Origin of the sequence: Streptomyces sp. SID1328 (assembly GCF_009865595.1) — a bacterium.
In the GTDB taxonomy this organism is placed as follows: domain Bacteria; phylum Actinomycetota; class Actinomycetes; order Streptomycetales; family Streptomycetaceae; genus Streptomyces; species Streptomyces griseoluteus.
In genome coordinates this window covers 1-4221 of sequence record NZ_WWKH01000037.1, presented here as the reverse complement: position 1 = coordinate 4221, position 4221 = coordinate 1, and the positions used below count along the sequence as shown (strand labels likewise).

Genomic DNA, 4221 nt, shown 5'->3' with positions numbered 1-4221 from the left:
CGCGCACACCCCGAGCAGTCCGCCCAGGGTGAGCGCGGTCGTCGTACGGCGCACCGGCGCGGGTACCTCGGCGGTACGGCCGTAGCCGCGGGCGTCCATCGCGGCGGCCAGCGCGACCGAGCGCTCCAACGCGCCCTCCAGTACCGGAAGTCCGACCTGGAAAAGCCCCCGCAGCCCCCGGTCCGGGCGCCCCCGGAGACGACGGGCGGCGCGCAGTCGCTGCACGTCGGCGATGAGATGCGGGGCGAAGGTCAGCGCGACCACCACCGCCACCCCCGCCTCGTACAGCGCGCCCGGCAGCGACTTGAGCAGCTTGGCCGGGCTGGCCAGGGCGTTCGCGGCGCCGACACAGACCAGGAGGGCCGCCAGTTTCAGGCCGTTGTAGCCGGAGAACAGCAGCGCCTCCGCCGACACCGGCCCGCCCAGCCGGATGCCCTGCGCCCAGGCGGGCAGCGGGATCTCGGGCAGGGTGAACAGCACATGCGTACCCGGCACCGGCGAGCCGAGCACGGCCGTGAACGCCAGCCGGATCAGCAGCACGGCGACGGCCAGCTTGGCGAACGCCGTGTACGAGCGGGCCCACGGCGCGCTGGAGCGGTGGACCGCCACCACATGGCCCGCCACTGCCATCAGCAGGGCGAGCAGCAGCGGGTTGGTGGTGCGGGTGGCGGCGGTGCCGAGCCCGAGCGACCACAACCACCAGGCGCCGGGGTGCAGTTCGAAGCGGGTCCGCCTGCCGGCGGCCACGGTGGTACGGGCGGCGCGGACGCCGGTGTCAGGCATCCCGGCGCCGCCGCGCCTGCCAGAACGCCGCCCCGCCGAGCACGGCGACGACGCCTATGCCGAGGGGGAGACCGAGGGAGGGGCCGTCGTCCTCCGGGGCGGCCTGGTGGGACGGCTTCTCGTCCGCCGCGACCTGCTCCCCGCACCCCCGCGCCGGGTAACCGGCGATGGCGCACAGCAGGGCGTTGCTGTCGTAGCGAAGCGGCTTGGCGGTCTCGGCCAGGGCCTCGGCGGTGCTCGCGTCCGGAGAGACGCGGGCGCACACCGTACGCGTGTCGGGCGGGCTCTCCCCGAAGGGAGCGTCGGCCCTGGTGCCGAAGTCGAGAACGAGCGCGACCCGCTTGGTGCCCGCCTTCGCGGGTGTCTTCGCGCAGATCGAGCCGAAGTCCGCCGCGCCGCGCGGCCGGTTCGCGTCCGAGGAGTCCGCGCTGACCGCGAACCGGAAACCCCGCACCGAGCCGTCGTCGGGGCGCTCGGAGGCCGGGCCCTGGGTGGCGTACGTCCACCGGTCGCCGGAACGGTCCCAGAAGGACCAGTACCGGTATCCGGCGGCCCGCGCCTCGGCGGCGGCGGAGAGGACGAGGAGGGACGCGACCAGCAGGGCCGCGGCACGGCGGACCGAGGTCACGGGCGGTTCTTCTTCCGGCCGCTGAACAGGAAGCCGACGCCGATACCGGCGACCAGGCCCACGCCGATGATCCACCACACACTGTTGCCGGACTTCTCGGTGGCCTTCTTCTCCGGCGCCGCGGCCTGCTTCGCCGGGGCCGGGCCCAGCTTGTCCAGGGCGCGGACCAGGTCGGTCCCGCCGAAGTCGTGCGGGTCGGCGCCGACGGCGTGCGCGCTCAGGATGAGCTGGGCGTAGGCGGCGGGGCCGCTCTGCTGCGCCCACTTCGCGGCGTTCTTCTCCAGCCAGGCGTACGGGACCTTCGCCTGCTTGGTCCAGCCGTCGGCGGCCAGCGCCACCACGGTGTCGGCGGTGTTGCCGAAGTCGGGCTGGTTCTCGGCGCCGGGCATCGCGGACATCAGGTGGCCGGACTTGGAGACGGCGCCGATGAGATGGGCGGCGGCGTTGTCGGCCAGTCGGGCCGGGGTCGCCTTGCCGTCGAAGGCGCAGGCCGGGGCCTTGTCGCGGGCCTTGCCGGGCGCCACGACGAAGCCCTTGCCGAGCGCGCCGAGCACACCGGCGGCCGTGGCGTCCGCGTTGGCCTCCAGCTTGCCCTTCTTGTCCGGCTGGAAGGCGAGCGCCCCGCCGCCCTTCTGGGCACAGGGCACGGCCAGCGAGGCCAGCGCCTGATCCGGGGTCTTCCCCTTGCCGCGCAGCTCGGCCGGCTTCTCACCGGCGGCGGCCAGCGCGCCCACCACGACGGAGGTGGAGTTGGTGTCGCTCGGGCCGCCGGGGGAGTAACCCCAGCCGCCGTCCTTGTTCTGCTGGGCCTTCAGCCAGGCGACGGCCTTGCCGGTCACGTCGTCGTGCCCGCCGAGCGCGGCGAGCGCCTGGACGGCGGCGGCCGTGCTGTTGGTGTCCGCCTGCGCGCCCTTGCCGCCGCACGCGGTGCCGGTGTCGGCGCGGAAGGAGGCGAAGCCGCCGTCGGCGCACTGCTGGCCGGTCAGCCACTTCACGGCCTGGTCCGCGGGCTTCTCACCGGCGGTGTGCTGCGCGAGCAGGGCGAGGGACTGGCGCCAGACGCCGTCGTACGTGGGGTCGCCCTTGCCGAACAGCCCGGCCGGGACCGTCACCTTCGGGGACGGGGCGGCGGTGGCGGGCGCGGCTGCGGCCAGCACGCCTATGGCGGCGAGAGCCGCGGCACTGCGGCGGACGTTCATGGTCGGCGACTGCCTCTCCTGCGAAGGGCCGACGCGCACGGGAACCACCCCGGCGGCCCGGCCCCGTATGCCTCGACGGTGCCGTGCGGGGCACAGCGCCCCGCACGTGAGCCGGTCAACCTCCCGTCGGGGCGTTCCGGCTCACCGGGCCGGTGGGCGCCGGATGACGGTTGCGGGTCAGCGCCGGAATCGCACCGGCTTCCCCCCGTACAGGTGTATGACGACCCGGCCACTTTACCGGGGGCCGCAAAGCCGCCGGTCGTGGCGTGAATCACCTGATCCACTGCTCACAGCGCCCCTACCTGCCGGTAGATTCAGAGCCTCTTGGATCATCAAGTCTGAAACTTGTTCCGGATTGTCGTCCCGACGTAGTCTCGCGGGACCGTGCAGGCAGAAGGGGGCCCAGAGTGACCGCTGAGGCCAGTCAGGCGGCTCCCCCGGGCACCGCCGCCGACGGCGAGCGACCGCTCCGTATCGCGCTCCTCACCTACAAGGGCAACCCGTTCTGCGGCGGCCAGGGCGTCTACGTCCGCCACCTCTCCCGTGAACTCGCCCGCCTGGGCCACCGGGTGGAGGTCATCGGCTCCCAGCCCTACCCCGTGCTCGACGAACACGACGACTACGCGGGCCGGTTGAGCCTCACCGAGCTGCCCAGCCTCGACCTCTACCGCCAGCCCGACCCCTTCCGCACCCCCGGGCGGGGCGAATACCGGGACTGGGTCGACGCGCTGGAGGTCGCCACGATGTGGACCGGCGGCTTCCCCGAGCCGCTCACCTTCTCCCTGCGCGCCGGGCGTCAACTGCGCGCCCGCAGGGGGGAGTTCGACGTCGTCCACGACAACCAGACGCTCGGCTACGGCCTGCTCGGCGACCTCGGTGCCCCCCTGGTCACCACCATCCACCACCCCATCACCGTCGACCGGCAGCTCGAACTCGACGCCGCCGAAGACCTCAAGCGCCGCCTCTCGGTGCGCCGCTGGTACGCCTTCACCCGGATGCAGAAGCGCGTCGCCCGCCGACTGCCCTCCGTGCTCACCGTCTCCGGCAGCTCCCGCCAGGAGATCGTCGACCACCTCGGCGTACGTCAGGACCGGGTGCACGTCGTCCACATCGGCGCCGACACCACCCTGTTCGCGCCTCATCCGGCCGTGCCCGAGGTGCCGGGCCGGATCGTCACCACCTCCAGCGCCGACGTGCCCCTCAAGGGCCTGGTGTTCCTGGTCGAGGCCCTCGCCAAGGTGCGCGCCGAACAGCCGCACGCCCACCTCGTCGTCGTCGGCAAGCGCCCCGAGGAGGGCCCGGTCGCCCAGGCGATCGAGCGGTACGGGCTGGAGGACGCCGTCGAGTTCGTCAAGGGCATCTCCGACGCCGAGCTGGTCGACCTGATCCGTTCCGCCGAAGTCGCCTGTGTGCCCTCGCTGTACGAGGGGTTCTCGCTGCCCGCCGCCGAGGCCATGGCCACCGCCACCCCGCTGGTCGCCACCACCGGGGGCGCGATTCCCGAGGTCGCGGGGACCGACGGCGAGACCTGCCTGGCCGTACCCCCCGGCGACGCGGGCGCGCTCGCCGCCGCCCTCACCCGGCTGCTCGGCGACCGGGAACTGCGCGCCC

General features: G+C 73.9%; 4 protein-coding genes and 1 riboswitch. Of the genes, 1 reads left to right on the top strand and 3 read right to left on the bottom strand.

Annotated features, from left to right (window positions below; all coding sequences use genetic code 11):
• The 3 genes from GT030_RS01305 to GT030_RS01295 all read right to left on the bottom strand — a co-directional run.
• On the bottom strand, nt 1–717 hold a 717-nt coding region (locus GT030_RS01305; RefSeq protein WP_346009533.1), incomplete at its 3' end, for a CbiQ family ECF transporter T component.
• Nucleotides 718–775: 58 nt separating this feature from the next.
• A complete protein-coding gene (locus GT030_RS01300; RefSeq protein ID WP_161199417.1) occupies nt 776–1411 on the bottom strand; it encodes an SCO2322 family protein in 636 nt (211 codons plus the stop codon).
• On the bottom strand, nt 1408–2610 hold the full coding sequence (locus GT030_RS01295) for a prenyltransferase/squalene oxidase repeat-containing protein (RefSeq protein ID WP_161199419.1): 1203 nt from the start codon (nt 2608–2610) through the stop codon (nt 1408–1410). Before GT030_RS01295 ends, GT030_RS01300 begins: the two co-directional genes overlap by 4 nt.
• Before the next feature lie 109 nt (nt 2611–2719).
• Nucleotides 2720–2848, bottom strand: a riboswitch (cobalamin riboswitch).
• 169 nt (nt 2849–3017) lie between these two features.
• Here GT030_RS01295 and GT030_RS01290 point away from each other — a divergent pair.
• Nucleotides 3018–4221, top strand: a 1204-nt coding sequence (locus tag GT030_RS01290; protein ID WP_161199416.1) for a glycosyltransferase family 4 protein, incomplete at its 3' end; no start/stop codon positions are given.